Raw genomic sequence first — 17,150 nt, forward strand, 5'->3', positions numbered from 1 at the left:
CCCCAAAGCGATCAGCAAGGGAGATCGCATGAGGACTCGCGGGAGGATTCGTTCGGGGCATCGCGGCGGCCGCTCCGGCGGGCGGGGGGATTCATCAAGGAGGCCGATGACGCGCGGCTCGCGCAAGGCCCACCGGCGGGGGCATCAGGCCCCGAGGATCTTCCAGACTCCCTGCGCCGCGGCGCAGACGCGGTCCTCGACCCGCAAGTGCCCCTGCATGAACAGGATCGAGCGGGTGGGCCGCACCACGCGGCACTCGGCCACCAGGAACTCGCCGACCTGGACGGGTTCGAGGAATTGCAGGTCGAGATTGATCGTCGCCTGCCGGCGCCCGCCCTGTGCGTCGGACGCGGTGCGGCCCAGTGCCATGTCGAGGAGCGTCGCCATCACGCCGCCATGGACCACGCCGTTGCGGTTGCGGTGCTTCTCCGCGATCAGCAGCCCGTAGAGCGGGCCGGCCGCGCTCTCCCGCTGCCAGACCGGGCCGATCAGGTCGATGAACTCGGACATGGCGATGACCTCCCAGCCCGAAGCGGCCGGATCGAACGGAGTTGTCATGCGGATGAACTCCTGGGTGGCTCGGGCCGATGCCGCGATCGCGGAACTGCGAACTTGGCACCGCGATCCTGCGTGGAGCGATCTTGGGACGAAAGGGGACCGACGATGAAGGTGCTTCTGACGCACACGCCGCTGAGCCGCGAGCAATATTACGGCCCGCGCGCGCTCGCCGCCCTCGGCGGCCTCGCCGAGGTGGTCCTGCACGAGGGCGACGCGCCGCTCGACGCCGCCGCCCTCATGGCGGCCGCGCAGGGCGTCGATCTCGTCGTCGCCGACCGGGCCACCGCCGGTCCGGCCGAGATCTTCGACCCCCTGCCGCAACTCCGGGCGTTCCTGCGCTGCGCGGTCGACATCCGCACCATCGACGTGGAGGCGGCGAGCCGGGCCGGCGTGCTGGTGACGCAGGCCGCCCCGGGCTTCGTCGATGCGGTGACCGAACTGGCGCTCGGCTTCATGATCGACCTGTCGCGCGGCATCTCGCGGGCGACGATGGCCTACCGGGCCGGTCATGTGCCGGAGGTGCGGATGGGGCGGCAATTGTCGGGCAGCCGCCTCGGGATCATCGGCTACGGCGCGATCGGCCGGAATCTCGCGGCTCTTGCCGCCGCTCTCGGCATGGAGGTGCTGATCGCAGATCCTCATGTCACGGTCTCGGACCCGCGGGTCCGGCAGGTCGGGTTCGAGACGCTGATGGCGGAGGCCGATGTCGTCGTCTGCCTCGCGGTGGCGACGGCCGAGACCGAGAACCTGATCGACGCGGCGGCCCTCGGACGGATGCGGCGGGACGCAGTGTTCATCAACCTGTCCCGCGGCAACCTCGTCGACGAGGCGGCGCTCGCGGCAGCGCTCACCGAGGGCCGGATCGCCGGGGCGGCGATGGATGTCGGCCGCGCCCCCGACCAGATGCCCTCGCCCGATCTCGCCCGGCTGCCGACCGTCGTCGCGACCCCGCATGTCGGCGGGCTCACCCCGCCGGCGATCGAGGCGCAGGCCTTCGACACGGTGGCGCAGGTGCGGGCGATCCTGGCCGGCGAGGTGCCGCGGGGCGCCGTGAACGCGGAGAGCTGGTCGCGGCGCGGGCGGTGAGCACCGCGATTCCGGATCGACACCTCTCGAAAGATCCGCTGCCTGCCGTCGCGGAGGCTTCGTTGACACGCCTCCCCCCGGCCGTAGAACCGACGGCAACGACCAAACCGGGAGGACGACCATCATGGCCAAGGGGCTGCGCAAGGGACTGACCAGCTACGGCGATGCGGGCTTCTCGCTCTTCCTGCGCAAGGCCTTCATCAAGGCGGCGGGCTATTCCGACGACACCCTCGACCGGCCGATCGTCGGCATCACCAACACCGCCTCCGATTACAATCCCTGCCACGGCAACGCCGCGCAGCTGATCGAGGCGGCCAAGCGCGGGGTGATGCTGGCCGGTGCGATGCCGATGGTGTTCCCGACGATCTCGATCCACGAGAGCTTCGCCCACCCGACCTCGATGTACCTGCGCAACCTGATGGCGATGGATACCGAGGAGATGATCCGGGCCCAGCCGATGGATGCGGTGATCGTCATCGGCGGCTGCGACAAGACCCTGCCGGCGCAGGTGATGGCGGCGGCCTCGGTCGACCTGCCGACCGTCGTGATCCCGGTCGGCCCGATGGTGGTCGGCCACCATCGCGGCGAGGTTTTGGGCGCCTGCACCGATTGCCGCCGCCTCTGGGGCGCGCACCGGGCCGGCGAGATCGACGAGCAGGAGATCGAGATCGTCAACGGGCGTCTCGCGCCGTCGGTCGGCACCTGCATGGTGATGGGCACCGCCTCGACCATGGCCTGCATGATCGAGGCGATGGGGCTCGCGCTGCCGATGGCGGGCACGATTCCGGCCCCTCACGCCGAGCGGATCCGCCTCGCCGAGGCGAGCGGCGCCGTCGCCGCCGCGATGGCGAAGACCGGCGGCCCGCGCCCGAGCGAGATCATGACCGAGGCCGCGATCCGCAACGCGCAGGTGGTCATGCAGGCGATCGGCGGCTCGACCAACGGGGTGATCCACCTCACCGCCATGGCGAACCGCGCCGGGATCGACCTCGACCTCGCGAGCCTCGACGCGATCGGCCGCGCGGTGCCGGTGCTGGTCGACCTCAAGCCCTCGGGCGACCACTACATGGAGCATTTCCACCATGCCGGCGGCGTGCCGAAGCTCTTGCGCGAACTCGGCGACCTGATCGATCTCGACGCCCCGACCATCACCGGCGCCACCTTGCGCGACGTGGTGGCGGCGGCCGAGGACGTGCCGGGCCAGACCGTGATCCGCTCGCCCGACCGGCCGATCAAGCCGGTCGGCGCCATGGCGGTGCTCACCGGCAACCTCGCGCCCCGCGGCGCGCTCATCAAGCACTCGGCGGCGACCCCGCGCCTGCTCCAGCACGAGGGCCGGGCCCTCGTCTTCGACTCGATCCCCGACATGGCGGCGCGGATCGACGATCCCGACCTCGACGTGTCGGCCGACGACGTGCTGGTCCTGCGCAATGCCGGGCCGAAGGGCGCGCCGGGCATGCCGGAGGCCGGCTACCTGCCGATCCCGAAAAAGCTCGCCCGCCAGGGTGTGAAGGACATGGTGCGGATCTCGGATGCGCGGATGAGCGGCACGGCCTTCGGCACCATCGTGCTGCACGTCACGCCGGAATCGGCGGTGGGGGGCCCGCTGGCGCTGGTGCGCACCGGCGACCGGATCCGGCTCGACGTGGCCGGACGGCGCATCGACCTCCTGGTGGACGAGGCCGAGCTCGCGGGCCGGGCCGCCGCCCTCGACGCGCCGGCCCGGCCCGACTGGGCGGCGCGGGGCTATGCCCGCCTGTTCCACGATACCGTGACGCAGGCCGACGAGGGGTGCGACTTCGACTTCATGCGCCGGGAGGGCTGACGCAGGAGACCTCGACCGCCGCTCTGGTCACGCGGCGGAGTTTGGGTCAAACGCTCCCCGACGGCAGGAGGACGGTCCGGCATGAAAGCGATGCTCTTCGAACTCTTCGACCAGGCGCCGGAGATCCGCGACGTGCCGGACCCCTCGCCCGCGGCCGACGGCGTCGTCATCGACGTCAAGGCGACCGGGCTGTGCCGTAGCGACTGGCACGGCTGGAAGGGCCACGACACCGACATCCGCCTGCCTCACGTGCCGGGGCACGAATTCGCCGGGGTGGTCGCGGCCGTCGGTCCGCGGGTGCAGCGCTTCCGGGTCGGCGACCGGGTCACGGTGCCGTTCATCGCCGCTTGCGGCCAGTGCGGGGAATGCCATGCCGGCCACCAGCAGGTCTGCGAGGCGCAGTTCCAGCCCGGCTTCACCCATTGGGGCTCGTTTGCCGAATACGTCGCGATCGACCGGGCCGACCACAACCTCGTGCGGCTGCCCGACGACATGACCTTCGCCACGGCGGCGAGCCTCGGCTGCCGCTTCGCGACCTCGTTCCGGGCGGTGGTCGACCAGGGGCGGGTGCGCGGCGGCGAGTGGGTCGCGGTCCATGGGGCCGGCGGCGTCGGCCTCTCGGCGATCATGATCGCGGCGGCGCTGGGCGCCAACGTCGTCGCGGTGGACATCGCCGAGAGCAAGCTCGCGCTCGCCCGCGCCATGGGCGCCTGCGCGACGATCAACAGCCGCGAGGTGGACGACGTCGCCGAGGCAGTGCGCGAGGTCACGCGGGGCGGTGCCCACGTCTCCATCGACGCGCTCGGCCATCCCGAGACCTGCTTCAACTCGATTTCCAACCTGCGCCGGCGCGGACGCCACGTCCAGGTCGGCCTGATGCTCGCCGATCACGCCCGGGCGGAGATCCCGATGGCCCGGGTCATCGCCCACGAGCTCGAGATCTACGGCAGCCACGGCATGCAGGCCTGGCGCTACGACGCGATGCTGGCGATGATCCGGGCCGGCCGGGTGAGGCCGGAGCGGCTCCTCGGTGAGACTCTGTCGCTCGCCGCCGCCATCCCGGCCCTGATGGCGATGGATCGCACCGCGCCCGACGGCATCGCGATCATCGATCCGCGCGCCTGAGAGGCTGTTGGATTCGGCGCGCCTGTGAGTCGGCACGACCGACGACACGTCTTCTCGTCCGCCCGGGACTCGACGACGTCGAGAGCCCGGGATCCATCATCGCCGACACCGAAGAACGCTGCGAGCAGCCCTCCGCTTCGCCGTCGCGCGTCAGCGTTTAGGGATCCCGGGTTCCGCTGTCGCGGCCCCGGGATGACGCCTTTGGCTGGAGATCCGGAGTGCCTGGTCAAGCGGGCAGTCAGAACTTGAAGGTCAGAACTTGGCGGTCAAGAAGAGCCGCACGTTGCGGCCCGGCAGCAGGACCTCGTCCTTCTTGAACGAGGCTGCGTTGCGGATGTCGGCGTCGAGCAGGTTGCGGCCCTGGACGCCCAGCGTCACCTCGCTGGCGCCGTAGACCGCCGGGTCGACCGCCTTGGTGTAGCTCAGCTCGGCGCGCAGGTCGTCGTAGCCGGCGGTGTCGGTCTCGAAGGGAGCGACCTTGGTCTGCGCGAAGGCGTGGAGCAGGTTCACCCGGGCGAACCAGCCGTCGGCCCGCAGGTAGACGCCGCCGCCGAGCCGGTAGGGCGGGATGCGCGGCACGTTGGTGCCGTCGTCGAACTTGGCCCGCACGAAATCGAACTGTCCCTCGACGCCGATGAAGCCGTTGCCGACCGGCAGGGCGTCGTACTGGCCGATCAGCTCGGCACCGTAGAAGGTGGCGTTCTGCTGCGAGTAGACGATCTGGCGCAGCTCGTCGCCGGTGCCGCAGCTGGCGAAGTCGTCGTCGCACAGGTTGCCGGTCAGGCGCTTGTAGATGAAGCCGGTATAGCGGGTGTAGTAGCCCGTCGCCTCGAACCGCAGCGGCCCGTCGCCGTGACGGATGCTGGCCTCGACCGTGCGGGCCCGTTCCAGACGCAGCCGCGGATCGCCGATCTCGAAGGTCGCGGTGGCGTCGTGGGGACCTTGCGAAAACAGCTCGTAGCCGGTCGGCGCCCGCTCGACGTAGGAGCCGGTGAGGCTCGCCACGAAGCCGTAGGGCAGGTCCTGCAGCACCCCGGCGCTGGCGCTCTTCGGCGCGAAGCGGCGGGTCAGCCGATAGGTGAACGGGTCCTCGCCCTCGACCGGCAGGTAGTCGCCGGGAAACAGGGCCGCGGTGCTGCGCACCCGGTCGCCCTCGATCCGGCCGGCGGCCTGGAGCCGGGTGCCGGGCAGGACCTCGAGCTGCTCGAAGACGTAGACGGCGCCGGAGCGCGAATCGGTCTTCGGCAGGAAGGCTTCGAGCTGGGTGTTGATCGCGCGCCGGTCGGCCTGGACGCCGATGGCGCCGGTCAGCGTGCCGAGCGCGGTAAAGACCGGGACGTGCTGGGCCTCGATCCGGACCTCGCCCTCGCGATTCTTGAAGATCGCCTGCTGGCCCTCGATCCCGTCCGCGCCGATGCCGATCTCGTCGTGGCGATAGACCGAGTAGCCGGCCCAGTAGCGGATCGCCTCGAACGGGCCGCCGAGGGGCCGGATCTCGCCGCGCGAGATCACCCGGTCCTGGTTCGGGGTCAGGCGGGTGCGGGCCTGCTCGGCCTCGCCGCCGGGAATCGCGTAGATCGCGTCGTAGTGGCTGAACGCGACGCCGACGAAGCCCCGGTCGCCGATCGCCGAGACGCCGACCGACCCTCCTTGCGACTCGTTGTAGGAGTTGCGCTGGATCCCGCCGGGGATCGCGTAGCTGTCCGACGCGGTCTTGAACCCGTCGGCATGGACGGCGAAGCCGTCCTTGCCCGCATCCACCGTCGCGGCACCGAGGCGGCCGTTGTCGACGGTCGAGTAGCCGGTGGTGACCTGGCCGGCATAGCCGTTCGCCGGGATGAAGGTCGGCACCCGGTTGTTCTCGGCCGAGACCACGCCGCCGATGGCGCCCGAGCCGTAGCGCAGGGTGGCGGGGCCGCGGATCACCTCGAGCCGGTCGGCCACCAGCGGGTTGACCGGGACGGTGTGGTCCTCGCCGAGATCCGACACGCCGCCGTTGACGATGCCGTTCTCCTGGATGCGCACCCGGGCGTTGTCGAGGCCGCGGATGATCGGCCGGGACGCCGCGCCCGGCGCGTAGGTGGTGGAGGAGATGCCCGGCCGGTCGAACAGCGCGTCGCCCAGCGTGCGCGGCTGGTCGCGGGCGATCTGCTCCTGGGTCACCACCGTGACGGGCGAGAAGGTGTTGGTGACGACCGGCAGCACGCCGATGGGAACGCCCGAGCCGGTGGCCGGTGCCGTCGCCGGCCGCGTGACGATCGGGCTCGGCGACGACACGGTGATCTCGTCGAGCTTGATGTCCTCGGCCCGCGCCGCGGTGCCGGCGGCGAGAACGAGGGGGAGCGCGGTGCTCAGCGTCAGCAGATCCGGGCGGCGGCGATACGACATCGTGGTTCCGAGTAGATGTTATAATATTGCATCTGCACGCGACGGCCGAGCGCTGGCAAGCACCGCACCGGAGCCGGACCGACAAACACCCCGAACGTTACATCGTTACAACAGAGCGGCCATCGCCGGCCGGATCCATCCTGCCGGCCCGCCGTTCACAGGGACGGCCCGCCAAGAGGCGGCCAGTCGAGCGGTGGCCGGTTGGGACACGGCCAGGGAGGATCTCATGACCACGGCACCGGACGGCTCGATCATCCAGCGCGACGCCCCGCGCCCCGATCTCCTCGCCTTCGAGATCAGGGACCGGATCACGAAGCCCGACATCGAGTGGATGTCGGGCTCGTCGACGCGGCGATGACGGCGCACGGCACGATCGACATGCTGCTCGTCATGTCGCACTACGAGGGATCGGATCTCGGGGCGCGGTTCGACGGCTACGCCACCGGGGTGATGGCCCGCTCGGTCGCGCATATCCGCCACTACGTGGTGGTCGGCGCGCCGGCCTTCGCCCGGGCGATGATCACCCTGTCGGGCGCCGTGCTCCCGGTCGAGACCAAGACCTTCGACCTCGCCGACGAGGCCGCGGCCTGGGCCTACCTTGCCGAGGCGGGACCGGCCAAGTCCCGACCGGGCGAGTCCTGATCGGATAAGGGTCGATCCGCCGCGGCGTGGTCGGCCGATGGAGGAGCGGGGGGAGTCATGGATTGGGGAGCCGCGGCCTACCGGGCGCGCCGTCTCATCGCGGCGCGCAAGCGCATCGTCCCGGAGCCGCGTTCCCTGGCGCTCATCGACTTCCTGGCCGAGCGCGGCACCGTCACTGCGGCCGAGCTGCGGGAGCACGGCCCGTCGGACGCCGCCGCCATCCTCGGCCACGTCACGACCGCCATCCACGGCAGGGCGCACCTGCCGGTGGCGAACGCCTGGTACCGGCGCGACGAGGCGGGCACCGGCTACGTGGTCGATCCCGGCTTCGCCGTCGCCTGGAGGGGCGCACGGGCCTGCGAGGGGCCGACCCCCGCGGGCCACGATCCCGGATGAGCGCGGCGATCTGCCCTTCGCGGCAGCGCCGCCCGGGCCCTATCTGCCCTTCCCCGACGATGGAGGTGACGATGCCCGACCCGAAGCCCAAGCCCGCGGACGGCCCGGACGACCGGCCTGGACACGACCGGGACGCCGCCGAGCGCGAGAGCCTCGTGGACGGCCGCCTCGATCCCGACGCGCAATCGTCCGCCGACGAGGACTCGAAGCCCTTCGACCCCAAGGAGAACGATCCGGCCTGACGGGCCGGAGAGGGGAGCCGATACGCAACGCGGCTCCCGGTCACCATGCCGGCCGGTGGTGAACGAACCGTCAAGGCCGCGCCGCCGGGGGCGTCGCGCCCGGCGCGAGATCCGGAGGTTCCTCCCGCGATGACGCTGCGCGACCAGTACGAGAACGCCGTGCGCGACCTCGCGGAGCGCGCGGCCGCGATGCGACGCGACGGCGTCCCGGCCGAGGCCATCGCGCGCGCCATGCATGCCGAGCGCCGGCGCCTGGCGGTGCATTTCAAGGCACTGACCCCGGAGCCCTACCGGACCGTCATCGCCGAGCGGACGACCCGGGTCTACGGCGACCCGCAAGGACCGACGATCGCCTTCCTGCGCGAGCGGGGCAGGTCCTGGGAGGCGATCATCGAGAGCGCGACGCGCCCGGGCCCGTCCGTCATCCCGGTGGCTGCGTCGGCGGACCAGGGGGCGGACCCGACGGCACGACCGGAGAGCGATCCCGACGGGGCATGAGTTCGACGCCCGTTCCGCAAGTTCTTCAATCGAGAACAACGCGGCTCAGCACGTCGGTCAGCAATCCGTCGCCGTGATAGACCGTACGCATCGCATCGGCCAGGACGATCAAGTCTGCCGGGTCGCCCCGCGCGACGAACATGTCCGCCGAGGAATCGAACGCGATCCGCCCCGACATGTCCGGATGCCGCGCCGTCAGCACGGTCGTCGCGACGGATTGCCAATCGTAGCTTTGCCGATCCAGCCGGTCTGTTGCCGGAAGATTCCGGCCTTCGCCGTCAGGCCGGGATCGACCAGCAGCAGGCTGCGGCCCAGGATGAAGGGCGCATCGGTCTCGCGGTCGGTGGATGGCCCTGCCGCCATGTGGTTCCTTGCGTGATTCCGGTCGTGAGCCGTTCCGTCGTCGGCCGCCGGCAGGCACGGGGGAGCCCTTCCGCAAACCGGTCCTCGCGGGACCGGAACCGCGGCCCGGGGCGTCCTTCCGGCCATTCGATTCTGCCGCATGCCGCCTCGCCGAACCGGCGTCCCCATCACGAGGAAATGCCGTAGGCTGCGCCCGGATCCTCTATCCTCTCGGAGTGCGCGCATGCCCGATCAATCGGCCGTCCCGGTTCCCGCCGTCGAAGCCGCATGACGATGGCCGCGCCCCCGATCCGCATCGAGGCGGACTACCTTCTCGAGACCGCGAGCGATCCCCGCCGGGTGGCGGAGACGATGGCGGGCGAGCAGTCGAGCGGCACCTTCGTGCCGGTACCGGGCGAGACGCCGGAGCTCAAGGAGCGCTCGGCCGCCCGGGTCGAGCGCCTGGAGGTGTTCGACGCGCTGGTCGACGCCCCCTCGCTGCCGACCACCGCGGCGATCGATCCCGCGCGCCTGCGCCGGGCCCGCGTCACCCTGTCCTGGCCGATCGAGAATCTCGGGCCCTCCCTGCCGAACCTCTTGGCCACCGTGGCCGGCAACCTGTTCGAGCTGCGCCCGATCACGGGCCTGCGCCTCCTCGACATCCGGCTGCCCCAGGCCTTCGCCGAGGCCTATCCGGGCCCGCGCTTCGGGATCGACGGCACGCGCCGCCTCGCCGGGGTCGAGGGGCGCCCGATCATCGGTACCATCATCAAGCCGAGCGTCGGCTTCGGGCCGCAGGAGACCGCCGCCCTGGTGCGGACGCTGTGCGAGGGCGGCATCGACTTCATCAAGGACGACGAGTTGCAGGCCGACGGGCCGCATTGTCCGTTCGAGGACCGGGCCCGCGCCGTGATGCGGGTCGTCGACGACCATGCCGACCGGACCGGCAAGAAGGTCATGGTCGCCTTCAACCTCACCGGCGAGATCGACCAGATGCGCCGGCGCCACGACCTGGTGCGCGATCTCGGCGGCACCTGCGTGATGGCGAGCCTCAACGCGGTCGGCCTCGTCGGCATGATCGCGCTCGCCCGGATGAGCGAATTGCCGATCCACGCCCATCGCAACGGCTGGGGCGCGCTCACCCGCCACCCGCTGCTCGGCTGGTCCTACGTCGCCTGGCAGAAGATCTGGCGGCTCGCCGGGGCCGACCACATGCACGTCAACGGCCTCGACAACAAGTTCTTCGAGGACGACGACAGCGTCGTCGCGTCGGCGCGAACCTGCCTGACCCCGCTCTTCCCCGACAAGCCGTGCCTGGCCATGCCGGTCTTCTCGTCGGGCCAGACCGTGCGCCAGGCCCCCGGCACCTTCGCGGCCCTCGGCTCGACCGACCTCATCGTCACGGCGGGCGGCGGCATCGTCGCCCATCCGGGCGGGCCGGGCGAGGGCGTGGCGGCCCTGCGCCAGGCCTGGGAGGCGGCGGTCGCCGGCATCCCGCTGCCCGATCACGCCCGCACCCATCCGGCGCTGGCCCAGGCGCTCGAGGGCGCGGCGTGACGGCCCGCCCGCTTCCCGACGGGCCCCTCGTCGCCTTCTACGGCGACGACTTCACCGGCTCGTCGGCGGCGATGGAGGTGCTGGCCTTCGCCGGGCTCGAGACCGTTCTGTTTCTCTCGACGCCCGCGCCGGAGCGCCTGGCGGCCTTTCCGGGCGCCCGCGCCGTCGGCATCGCCGGCGTCGCGCGCTCGCAGCCGCCGGCCTGGATGGACCGGGAATTGCCCGCTCCCTTCCGGCTCCTCGCGGGCCTGCAGGCGCCGGTCGCCCACTACAAGGTCTGCTCGACCTTCGATTCGGCGCCGCATCTCGGCTCGATCGGCCGCGCCATCGAGATCGGCCGCGGGATCTTTTCCGGCGGCTGGACCCCAATGGTCGTCGCCGATCCGGGGATGGGCCGCTACCAGAGCTTCGGCCACCTGTTCGCGATGGCCGACGGCCGGGGTCACCGCCTCGACCGCCACCCGACCATGGCGCGCCACCCGGCGACGCCGATGGACGAGGCCGATCTCGCCCGCCACCTCGCCCGCCAGACCGACCTTCCGGTCGGCCTCGTCGATTTCGTGGCGATGAAGCGGGGAGAGGGCGATGCGGCGCTCGATCGGGCGAGGGCCGAAGGGGCGGCGATCATCTCCCTCGACGTGCTCGATTCCGAGACCCTGGCCGAGGCCGGCCGGCTGATCTGGGAGCGAGGCGGGGCGCCCGTCTTCGCCGTCGGCTCGCAAGGGGTCGAGGCCTCTCTCGTCGCCTATTGGCGCGCGGCCGGCCTGCTGCCCGCCGAGGCGGCGCCTGCCCGGTGCGGGCCGGTCGCGCGGATCGCCGTCGTGTCGGGCTCGGTCTCGCCCGCGACGGCGGGCCAGATCGCCCACGCCCTCGATCACGGCTTCTCCGGCATCCGGCTCGATGCCCGGCGGCTCGTCGACGACGAGGCCTGGGAGCGGGAGATCGGCCGCGCCGTCGCGGAGGCCCGCGCCGCCCTCGATGCCGGTCGCGATCCCCTGGTCTACAGTGCTGCCGGCCCCGACGACCCGGCGGTCGCCGCCCAGCGCGAGGCGGTGCGGATGGCCGGGCTCGACCCGGTCGCGGCGAGCGAGCGGCTCGGGGCGGGACTCGGGCGGATCCTGCGGGCGATCGTGGGGAGTACCGGCCTGACCCGGGCGGCGATCGCCGGCGGCGATACCTCGGGCCATGCCGCGCTGCAGCTCGGGATCGACGCGCTGACCGCGCTCGGCCCGCTCGATCCGGGGGCGCCGCTCTGCCGCGCCCACGGCGCCGGCACGTCCCTCGACGGGCTCGAACTCGCCCTCAAGGGCGGCCAGGTCGGCCGCCCCGATTTCTTCACCGCCTTGCGCCAGGGCCGCCGCCCGCCCGCGTGAGCGGAAGGGCGCCGTTCGGCGCGCCCTGCGGCCTCAGCCTTCGGTCTTCTTCGGCCGGCCGCGGCGGGCGGGAGCGGGGGCCGGAGCGGGCTCCGGGGGGGCTTCGACCTCCGCCCGCTGCGCTGCCGCGCGTTCGCGCCGGATCTGGCCGAGGCCGAGGCTCTTGGCGAGCTCGGAGCGCTGCGCGGCGTAGTTCGCCGCCACCATCGGATAATCGAACGGCAGCCCGAACTTCTGGCGGTACTCGTCCGGCGTGTAGCCGCGCGTGGTGAGGTGCCGCTTCAGGCTCTTGTAGGGCTTGCCGTCGAGGAAGCTCGTGATGTGGTCAGGCGTCACGGACTTGCGGATCTGCCCCGAGGTGACCTTGTGGTCCTCCTCCGGCACGGCGGCCGGTGCACCGAGACCGGTCAGCGACGCGTGCACGGCGGCGATCAGGTCGGGCAGGTCGGCCGCCCGCACGTTGTTGTTCGATACGTAGGCGCCGACGATGTCGCTCGTCAGTGCGACGAACGGCGAGGAGGCGGGGTTCGCGTTGTCCATGTTTTATTCCATTTGACGAGCCTCCCCTGTGATGGACATCAGTCGTTGCAAGGTCAATCGCGATAAACGAAATGGCTGCGCATAAACCGACCGGTTTCGTGGCCGGTGGGTTGGCGCGCGACGACGCAGGGTCAGCGGGCCTCGGCAGCCGGGCGCAGCGAGCGCCGCGCCAGGGCGATCGCGGCGGCCAGCACCGCCGGATCGCCGACCTCGTGGGCGAGGATCAACACCAACCGGGCGTTGAGCGCCGCGCTCTCCTCGTCGCCGAGGCCCCGATGCGCGTGGATCAGGCTCTCGTAGACGCCGTCGGCGCCCCCCGAGAATCCGTCGTCCAGTCTGAGCCCGTCCTTCGTCATGCGGCCTCCTCCACGACAGCGCCCGGCCGGCCGCCGGCCCGGGCGAGCGCATCGGCGAGGCGCGCAGAGTCGAACGAGGGAAAGCGCGCCGCGATGTGGGCGTCGGGCCGGATCAGGAAGACGGTGCCGGGCCCCGCGCCGTACCGGCGGGCCGCCAGCCCCTGGGCATCGTGCAGCACGTCGGTCGTGCGCGCCGGCGCACCGGGCATCGCGGCGCTCGCCACCACCACGACGCGCAGCCCCGGCGCGAGCTCGGCCAGCCGATCGAGGCCGGCCGCTCCGTCGGCGAAGACCAGCAGGGTGAACGGCCCGCCGAGCCGGTCGAGCAGCCAGCCCTCGCCGCCTGCGGCGTCGACGACCGGCGCGTCGGCGCACGGGTCCCCGGGGCCCAGGCCCGCCGCGGGCGGGCAGGGGTCCGGGGTCTGGAGCGACAGGCCGGCGAGGCGGCATGGCCGCGACAGGCGCCCGGCATTGAGGAGCCGGCGGGCGAAGGGCGCCTCGGTGGCGAGATCCAGCACCCCATCGCGAAAATGCCGCTCGGCGCGCGTCTTGGGCGTCATGAAGGTGGTGGTGCGGCTCGAATTCAGGATGTTCTCGTCGGCGGCGCGCCCGCGCTCCTCGTCGTAGGTCGCGATCAGGCTCTCGGGGGCGGCGCCCTGCAGGACCAGCGCCAGCTTCCAGCACAGGTTGTCGGCGTCCTGGATGCCGCCGTTGCCGCCGCGCGCCCCGAACGGGCTGACCACGTGGGCGCTGTCGCCGGCAAACACCACCCGCCCGTGCACGAAGCGTTCGAGCCGGGCGCAGCGGAAGGCGTAGACCGAGCACCATTCGAGGCTCAACGGGACGTCCTCGCCCACGATCGCACGGATCCGCGGCATCACCCGCTCGGGCTGCCGCTCCAGCTCGGGGTCGGCGTCGGGGCCGAGCTGGAAGTCGATGCGGAAGACGTCGTCGGGCTGGCGGTGCATGAGGGCGCTCTGCCCGGCATGGAAGGTCGGCGCGAACCAGAACAGGCGCTCGGTCGGAAAATCCGCGCTCATCCTGACGTCGGCGATGAGGAAGCGTTCCTCGAAGCGCTGGCCGGGAAAGGGCAGCCCCATCCGGGTCCGGGTCGGCGAGCGCGCGCCGTCGGCGGCGATCACCCACTCGGCCTCGACGACCTGCTCCCCATCCGGCGTCGCCACGGTGAGACGCGCGCCCTGCCCGTTCTGCGCCAGATCCGTCACCGCGTGGTTCCAGCGCAGGTCGATCAGGTCCGGGAAGTCCCGGGTCCGCGCGATCAGGTACTCCTCGACGTAATATTGCTGAAGGTTGACGAAGGCGGGGCGGCGGTGGCCGCTCTCGGGCAGAAGGTCGAAGCGGTAGAGCTCGCGTTCGCCCCGGAAGACCCGGCCGACGCTCCAGGTCACGCCCTTGTCGACCATCGGCTGGCCGATTCCGAGCCGGTCCCAGATCTCGAGGGTGCGCTTGGCCCAGCAGATCGCCCGGCTGCCGGTCGCGACCGTGTCGTCCTCGTCGAGCACCACCACCGGCACGCCGCGCGTCGCGAGGTCGATGGCGCAGGTGAGGCCGACCGGGCCGGCACCGATCACCACGACCGGCCGGCGGCCGGCCGCCAAGGCAGGGATGGGATCGGGAGGGACGGGACGGGGAGGGAGCGTCATCGGCGTCGTCCTCGGCAGGTGTCCTTGAGGGCGTTTCCTCGAGCGGGAGGGTGCCCCCCCAGCGCCGGGCGCGGTCAGCCTTCCAGCGCCCGCCACATCTCCATGTCGCGCTCGGCGGTCCAGATCCGCGGCGTATCGAGGCCCTGCGCCTCGTCGTAGGCGCGGCTGACGCAGAACGGCATGCAATGCTCGAAGATCACCCAGTGGCCGTAGCGCGGCCGCATCTCGCCCATCGCCCGGGCATAGACCGTCTTGAGGTCGTGCCCGGCGGCGATGCCGTCCCTGGCGATGCCGAAGAGATCGCGCAGGAAGGCGCGGGTGCCCTCGATGCCCTCGCGGATCCGCTCGGGCGTCGTTAGCGCCTCGCCGCGGCCGGGCACCACCGCCTTGGGGTTCAGGGCCTCCAGCCGGTCGAGGGTGGCGGGCCAATCCTGGAAATGGGCGTCGCCGCAATACGGGGTGGCGCCGTACTCGACGAGGTCGCCGGAGAACAGCACCTCCTCCTTCGGCAGCCACGCGATGGTGTCGCCGGCGGTGTGGCCGCGGCCGGCATGGACGATCCGCACCTCGCGCGCGCCGAGCCACAGGGTCATCTCGCCCCGGAAGGTCACGGTCGGCCAGGTCAGGCCCGGAATCTCCTCGCGTCCCCGGAAGAGCCGCGGAAAGCGCTGGATCTCCGATTCCATGTCCTGCCGGCCGCGCTCGACGATCATCGCGCGGGCGACGTCGCTGGCGATCACGTTGACCCGGTCGGGGTAGCCGGCGACGCCGAGCACCCGCACGGCGTGGTAATGGGTCAGCAGGATGTGGCGGATCGGCTTGTCGGTGACCTCGCGCACCTTCGCCACCAGATCCCCGGCCATGCGGGGCGTGGCGCGCGCGTCGATGACGAGCACGGAATCGTCGCCGACGACCACGCCGGAATTCGGGTCTCCCTCGGCGGTGAGGGCGTAGACGCCCGGTGCCAGCTCCGAGAAGGTCTCCCGCTTCTCGATGAGATCGGCCTGGCTGGCGAAACCCTTGCTCATCTGGTCGTCCTCCCCGCGCGGTCCGGGGCGGGGCGATTCGGCCGGGTTCTTCGTCGAACGCCCCCGGGCCGAGCCACGCCGCGCCGGCCGTGCTCGTCATGCTTGACGTCAGGCTATTCAGTTGCGTGTGCAACCGTCAAGGGCGGCCGTCCAAAGGTGCCCGTCCAAGGGCGTCCATCATGGCGGGAACGACGATTGTCCCGCGCATGGTGCGATTCTCCGAGCACGATCGTCCGATCGGACCGCCGACGACCGTTGCGAGCCCGCATCCGCGCGGGGCGACACCGGCCGATGCGAAGATCGATCGGTTCGCATAATGGCACGAGACGATGCGCCGTCGCCTTGGCGCATGGGCACGAGTTGCCGGCGTGTGGAGACAGGGAGCGGTCAGGGGAGGCCGTCCTGCCCGGTATCAGGGACGAGGAGGTTCGAACGCTGGCCGAGGCCGTGATGCGCAAATGCGGTGCTCCCGGCCCGCGGCGGCGATCAAGCTCGCGGTGCAACGGGAGGCCGGGCGCGCGGACGAGTCCGTTCCTCTGCGCGATCGGGTGGCCGCGTTTCGTGCGGCCGGGGTGACCAAGGCCGATCGACCCCGGGTCCGTCTTCAAGCGAGTCCGAGCGTGACGCGCTCCGGACCCGTCGAGCGTCTTCGTCGATTCCGCCCCCATCGTCGCCATTCTGGCCGACGAGCCTGCCGGAAGTGACGATCAACCTTCGATGAGGGCGGACGCGAAGGTATCGGTTCACGTCATGGCCGCTTCGTGCCCGGCACGGGTGGCGGTGCGCCGTATCCGCCCCTATATGAGGCTCATGACTGATACAACGTCCACTCCCTACACCATCGAAATCTCCCCCATCTCCAAGCCGGCCGGCCAGTTCCAATGGGCCATCCGCCGCAACGGCAAACTGGTCGAGCGGTCGGACCGTCCGCACCCGACCGAGGCCAAGGCCGAGGCCAGCGCCCTGGCGGCGGTCGAGCGCAGCATGCATTCCTCCGCCAGCGGGCGGTGGTGAGCCTCACGGCGCCTTGAACCCGGCGGCGGGGCGAGTTCGCCCCGCCTGCCCGGACGAGATGCGGCGACGATCAGGTCTTGCGTCGCACGAGCGTACAAGGCCGAGCGTAGAAGGCGATGCCGCCGCTCCTCATCGATCCGCCAGCCCTGATCCGGCCCGCTGCCGCCGCGCCCTGCAGCCCCAGCCTCCGGGCCCGCTTGCTGTCGCCGCCGGCCCCCGGTGACGACGAAGTCTCCCTCACTTGCAGCCTGCAGCTCTCCCCGGACGATCGGGTGCTCAAGCGCATCGTCATCGAGGGCGCGGCGGCCTCCGGCTTGACCCTCGATTGTGCGGGCGCGAGCCTCGGCCGACCGAACGAACCGGTGTATCTCGGATCGTACACGATCGCGATCCGCTCCCGGCCCCCGGCCCGTCCGGGCGAGCCTTGGGACCGCCCCTCCGGCATCCGCATCCGCGACTGCACGATCTACGGTCATGTCCGCATCTGGGGCATGGGCGAGAACGGGCAGGGGCCGC

Annotated in this window: 20 protein-coding genes (1 of these 20 cut by a window edge); 12 read left to right on the forward strand and 8 right to left on the reverse strand. The window is 71.7% G+C overall.

The window, feature by feature from the left end; genetic code table 11:
- Positions 1-144: 144 nt before the first annotated feature.
- Positions 145-558 carry a PaaI family thioesterase gene (locus miv_RS27175; RefSeq protein ID WP_207179981.1) on the reverse strand — a complete coding sequence of 138 codons (414 nt, stop codon included), beginning with the start codon at positions 556-558 and terminating at the stop codon, positions 145-147.
- A gap of 105 nt (positions 559-663) precedes the next feature.
- Here miv_RS27175 and miv_RS27180 point away from each other — a divergent pair, with 105 nt between their 5' ends.
- From miv_RS27180 to miv_RS27190, 3 genes are all read left to right on the forward strand, one after another.
- Entirely contained in the window at positions 664-1,644 is a 981-nt protein-coding gene (locus miv_RS27180; RefSeq protein ID WP_207179983.1) for an NAD(P)-dependent oxidoreductase, read from the forward strand.
- Positions 1,645-1,768: 124 nt separating this feature from the next.
- Entirely contained in the window at positions 1,769-3,469 is a 1,701-nt protein-coding gene (locus miv_RS27185; protein WP_207179985.1) for an IlvD/Edd family dehydratase, read from the forward strand.
- Positions 3,470-3,550: 81 nt separating this feature from the next.
- Positions 3,551-4,594 (forward strand): zinc-dependent alcohol dehydrogenase family protein, encoded by a 1,044-nt coding sequence (locus miv_RS27190; protein ID WP_048426912.1) that lies wholly within the window; start codon positions 3,551-3,553, stop codon positions 4,592-4,594.
- Between the two features lie 252 nt (positions 4,595-4,846).
- Here miv_RS27190 and miv_RS27195 read toward each other — a convergent pair whose 3' ends face one another.
- Positions 4,847-6,982, reverse strand: a complete 2,136-nt coding sequence (locus miv_RS27195; RefSeq protein ID WP_048426913.1) for a TonB-dependent receptor — start codon at positions 6,980-6,982, stop codon at positions 4,847-4,849.
- A gap of 226 nt (positions 6,983-7,208) precedes the next feature.
- Between miv_RS27195 and miv_RS33780 the strand changes: the two genes are divergently transcribed.
- The 5 genes from miv_RS33780 (at position 7,209) to miv_RS27215 (ending at position 8,760) form a co-directional block, all read left to right on the forward strand.
- A complete protein-coding gene (locus tag miv_RS33780) occupies positions 7,209-7,340 on the forward strand; it encodes a hypothetical protein (protein WP_280529458.1) in 132 nt (43 codons plus the stop codon).
- Positions 7,310-7,624 carry a SpoIIAA family protein gene (locus tag miv_RS27200; protein ID WP_207179987.1) on the forward strand — a complete coding sequence of 105 codons (315 nt, stop codon included), beginning with the start codon at positions 7,310-7,312 and terminating at the stop codon, positions 7,622-7,624. Before miv_RS33780 ends, miv_RS27200 begins: the two co-directional genes overlap by 31 nt.
- A gap of 57 nt (positions 7,625-7,681) precedes the next feature.
- Complete coding sequence (locus miv_RS27205; protein WP_048426915.1) at positions 7,682-8,020, forward strand: hypothetical protein; 339 nt, start codon at positions 7,682-7,684, stop codon at positions 8,018-8,020.
- A gap of 71 nt (positions 8,021-8,091) precedes the next feature.
- Positions 8,092-8,262 carry a hypothetical protein gene (locus miv_RS27210; RefSeq protein WP_207179989.1) on the forward strand — a complete coding sequence of 57 codons (171 nt, stop codon included), beginning with the start codon at positions 8,092-8,094 and terminating at the stop codon, positions 8,260-8,262.
- A 129-nt stretch (positions 8,263-8,391) separates the two neighbouring features.
- Entirely contained in the window at positions 8,392-8,760 is a 369-nt protein-coding gene (locus tag miv_RS27215; RefSeq protein WP_244748732.1) for a cell wall-binding protein, read from the forward strand.
- Between the two features lie 25 nt (positions 8,761-8,785).
- On the opposite strand, the gene miv_RS33510 is transcribed toward miv_RS27215, so the two are convergent.
- Together miv_RS33510 and miv_RS33515 are read right to left on the reverse strand one after the other, a co-directional pair.
- Complete coding sequence (locus miv_RS33510) at positions 8,786-8,962, reverse strand: immunity 51 family protein (RefSeq protein ID WP_244748733.1); 177 nt, start codon at positions 8,960-8,962, stop codon at positions 8,786-8,788.
- Positions 8,956-9,123 carry a hypothetical protein gene (locus miv_RS33515; protein WP_244748734.1) on the reverse strand — a complete coding sequence of 56 codons (168 nt, stop codon included), beginning with the start codon at positions 9,121-9,123 and terminating at the stop codon, positions 8,956-8,958. Before miv_RS33515 ends, miv_RS33510 begins: the two co-directional genes overlap by 7 nt.
- Before the next feature lie 273 nt (positions 9,124-9,396).
- On the opposite strand from miv_RS33515, the gene miv_RS27225 reads away from it, so the two are divergent.
- Both miv_RS27225 and miv_RS27230 read left to right on the forward strand, forming a co-directional pair.
- The gene (locus miv_RS27225) at positions 9,397-10,659 is read left to right on the forward strand and encodes a ribulose-bisphosphate carboxylase large subunit family protein (protein ID WP_207179993.1); all 1,263 of its coding nucleotides are present in this window, start codon (positions 9,397-9,399) and stop codon (positions 10,657-10,659) included.
- Positions 10,656-12,032 (forward strand): four-carbon acid sugar kinase family protein, encoded by a 1,377-nt coding sequence (locus tag miv_RS27230; protein ID WP_207179996.1) that lies wholly within the window; start codon positions 10,656-10,658, stop codon positions 12,030-12,032. Before miv_RS27225 ends, miv_RS27230 begins: the two co-directional genes overlap by 4 nt.
- 33 nt (positions 12,033-12,065) lie before the next feature.
- Here the strand turns inward: miv_RS27230 and miv_RS27235 are convergent, their stop codons facing one another.
- The 4 genes from miv_RS27235 to miv_RS27250 all read right to left on the reverse strand — a co-directional run bounded on the left by miv_RS27235 (position 12,066) and on the right by miv_RS27250 (position 15,620).
- Positions 12,066-12,572 carry a Ros/MucR family transcriptional regulator gene (locus tag miv_RS27235; protein ID WP_048426917.1) on the reverse strand — a complete coding sequence of 169 codons (507 nt, stop codon included), beginning with the start codon at positions 12,570-12,572 and terminating at the stop codon, positions 12,066-12,068.
- Positions 12,573-12,703: 131 nt separating this feature from the next.
- A complete protein-coding gene (locus tag miv_RS27240; protein WP_207179998.1) occupies positions 12,704-12,928 on the reverse strand; it encodes a DUF2783 domain-containing protein in 225 nt (74 codons plus the stop codon).
- Positions 12,925-14,592: an FAD-dependent oxidoreductase gene (locus miv_RS27245; protein WP_207180000.1), complete on the reverse strand. Its 1,668-nt coding sequence runs from the start codon at positions 14,590-14,592 to the stop codon at positions 12,925-12,927. Before miv_RS27245 ends, miv_RS27240 begins: the two co-directional genes overlap by 4 nt.
- Positions 14,593-14,666: 74 nt before the next feature.
- Complete coding sequence (locus tag miv_RS27250; RefSeq protein WP_207180003.1) at positions 14,667-15,620, reverse strand: MBL fold metallo-hydrolase; 954 nt, start codon at positions 15,618-15,620, stop codon at positions 14,667-14,669.
- Positions 15,621-16,430: 810 nt separating this feature from the next.
- Between miv_RS27250 and miv_RS27255 the strand changes: the two genes are divergently transcribed.
- Complete coding sequence (locus miv_RS27255) at positions 16,431-16,634, forward strand: hypothetical protein (RefSeq protein WP_048426921.1); 204 nt, start codon at positions 16,431-16,433, stop codon at positions 16,632-16,634.
- A 116-nt stretch (positions 16,635-16,750) separates the two neighbouring features.
- Positions 16,751-17,150: the start of a right-handed parallel beta-helix repeat-containing protein gene (locus tag miv_RS27260; protein WP_058616836.1), read on the forward strand. Its footprint extends 572 nt past the window's final position; 400 of the gene's 972 nt are visible here — the first part of the coding sequence; it begins with the start codon at positions 16,751-16,753; the stop codon falls past the right edge of the window.

The sequence above is a fragment of the Methylobacterium indicum genome (assembly GCF_017347565.1).
Classification (GTDB): Bacteria; Pseudomonadota; Alphaproteobacteria; order Rhizobiales; family Beijerinckiaceae; genus Methylobacterium; species Methylobacterium indicum.

Excerpts from the sequence above, each read along its gene's own strand:
- miv_RS27175 (WP_207179981.1), bottom strand. The coding sequence starts at position 558 with ATGACAACTCCGTTCGATCCGGCCGCTTCGGGCTGGGAGGTCATCGCC.
- miv_RS27180 (WP_207179983.1), top strand. The coding sequence starts at position 664 with ATGAAGGTGCTTCTGACGCACACGCCGCTGAGCCGCGAGCAATATTAC.
- miv_RS27185 (WP_207179985.1), top strand. The coding sequence starts at position 1,769 with ATGGCCAAGGGGCTGCGCAAGGGACTGACCAGCTACGGCGATGCGGGC.
- miv_RS27190 (WP_048426912.1), top strand. The coding sequence starts at position 3,551 with ATGAAAGCGATGCTCTTCGAACTCTTCGACCAGGCGCCGGAGATCCGC.
- miv_RS27195 (WP_048426913.1), bottom strand. The coding sequence starts at position 6,982 with ATGTCGTATCGCCGCCGCCCGGATCTGCTGACGCTGAGCACCGCGCTC.
- miv_RS33780 (WP_280529458.1), top strand. The coding sequence starts at position 7,209 with ATGACCACGGCACCGGACGGCTCGATCATCCAGCGCGACGCCCCGCGC.
- miv_RS27205 (WP_048426915.1), top strand. The coding sequence starts at position 7,682 with ATGGATTGGGGAGCCGCGGCCTACCGGGCGCGCCGTCTCATCGCGGCG.
- miv_RS27210 (WP_207179989.1), top strand. The coding sequence starts at position 8,092 with ATGCCCGACCCGAAGCCCAAGCCCGCGGACGGCCCGGACGACCGGCCT.
- miv_RS27215 (WP_244748732.1), top strand. The coding sequence starts at position 8,392 with ATGACGCTGCGCGACCAGTACGAGAACGCCGTGCGCGACCTCGCGGAG.
- miv_RS33515 (WP_244748734.1), bottom strand. The coding sequence starts at position 9,123 with ATGGCGGCAGGGCCATCCACCGACCGCGAGACCGATGCGCCCTTCATC.
- miv_RS27225 (WP_207179993.1), top strand. The coding sequence starts at position 9,397 with ATGGCCGCGCCCCCGATCCGCATCGAGGCGGACTACCTTCTCGAGACC.
- miv_RS27235 (WP_048426917.1), bottom strand. The coding sequence starts at position 12,572 with ATGGACAACGCGAACCCCGCCTCCTCGCCGTTCGTCGCACTGACGAGC.
- miv_RS27240 (WP_207179998.1), bottom strand. The coding sequence starts at position 12,928 with ATGACGAAGGACGGGCTCAGACTGGACGACGGATTCTCGGGGGGCGCC.
- miv_RS27245 (WP_207180000.1), bottom strand. The coding sequence starts at position 14,592 with ATGACGCTCCCTCCCCGTCCCGTCCCTCCCGATCCCATCCCTGCCTTG.
- miv_RS27250 (WP_207180003.1), bottom strand. The coding sequence starts at position 15,620 with ATGAGCAAGGGTTTCGCCAGCCAGGCCGATCTCATCGAGAAGCGGGAG.
- miv_RS27255 (WP_048426921.1), top strand. The coding sequence starts at position 16,431 with ATGACTGATACAACGTCCACTCCCTACACCATCGAAATCTCCCCCATC.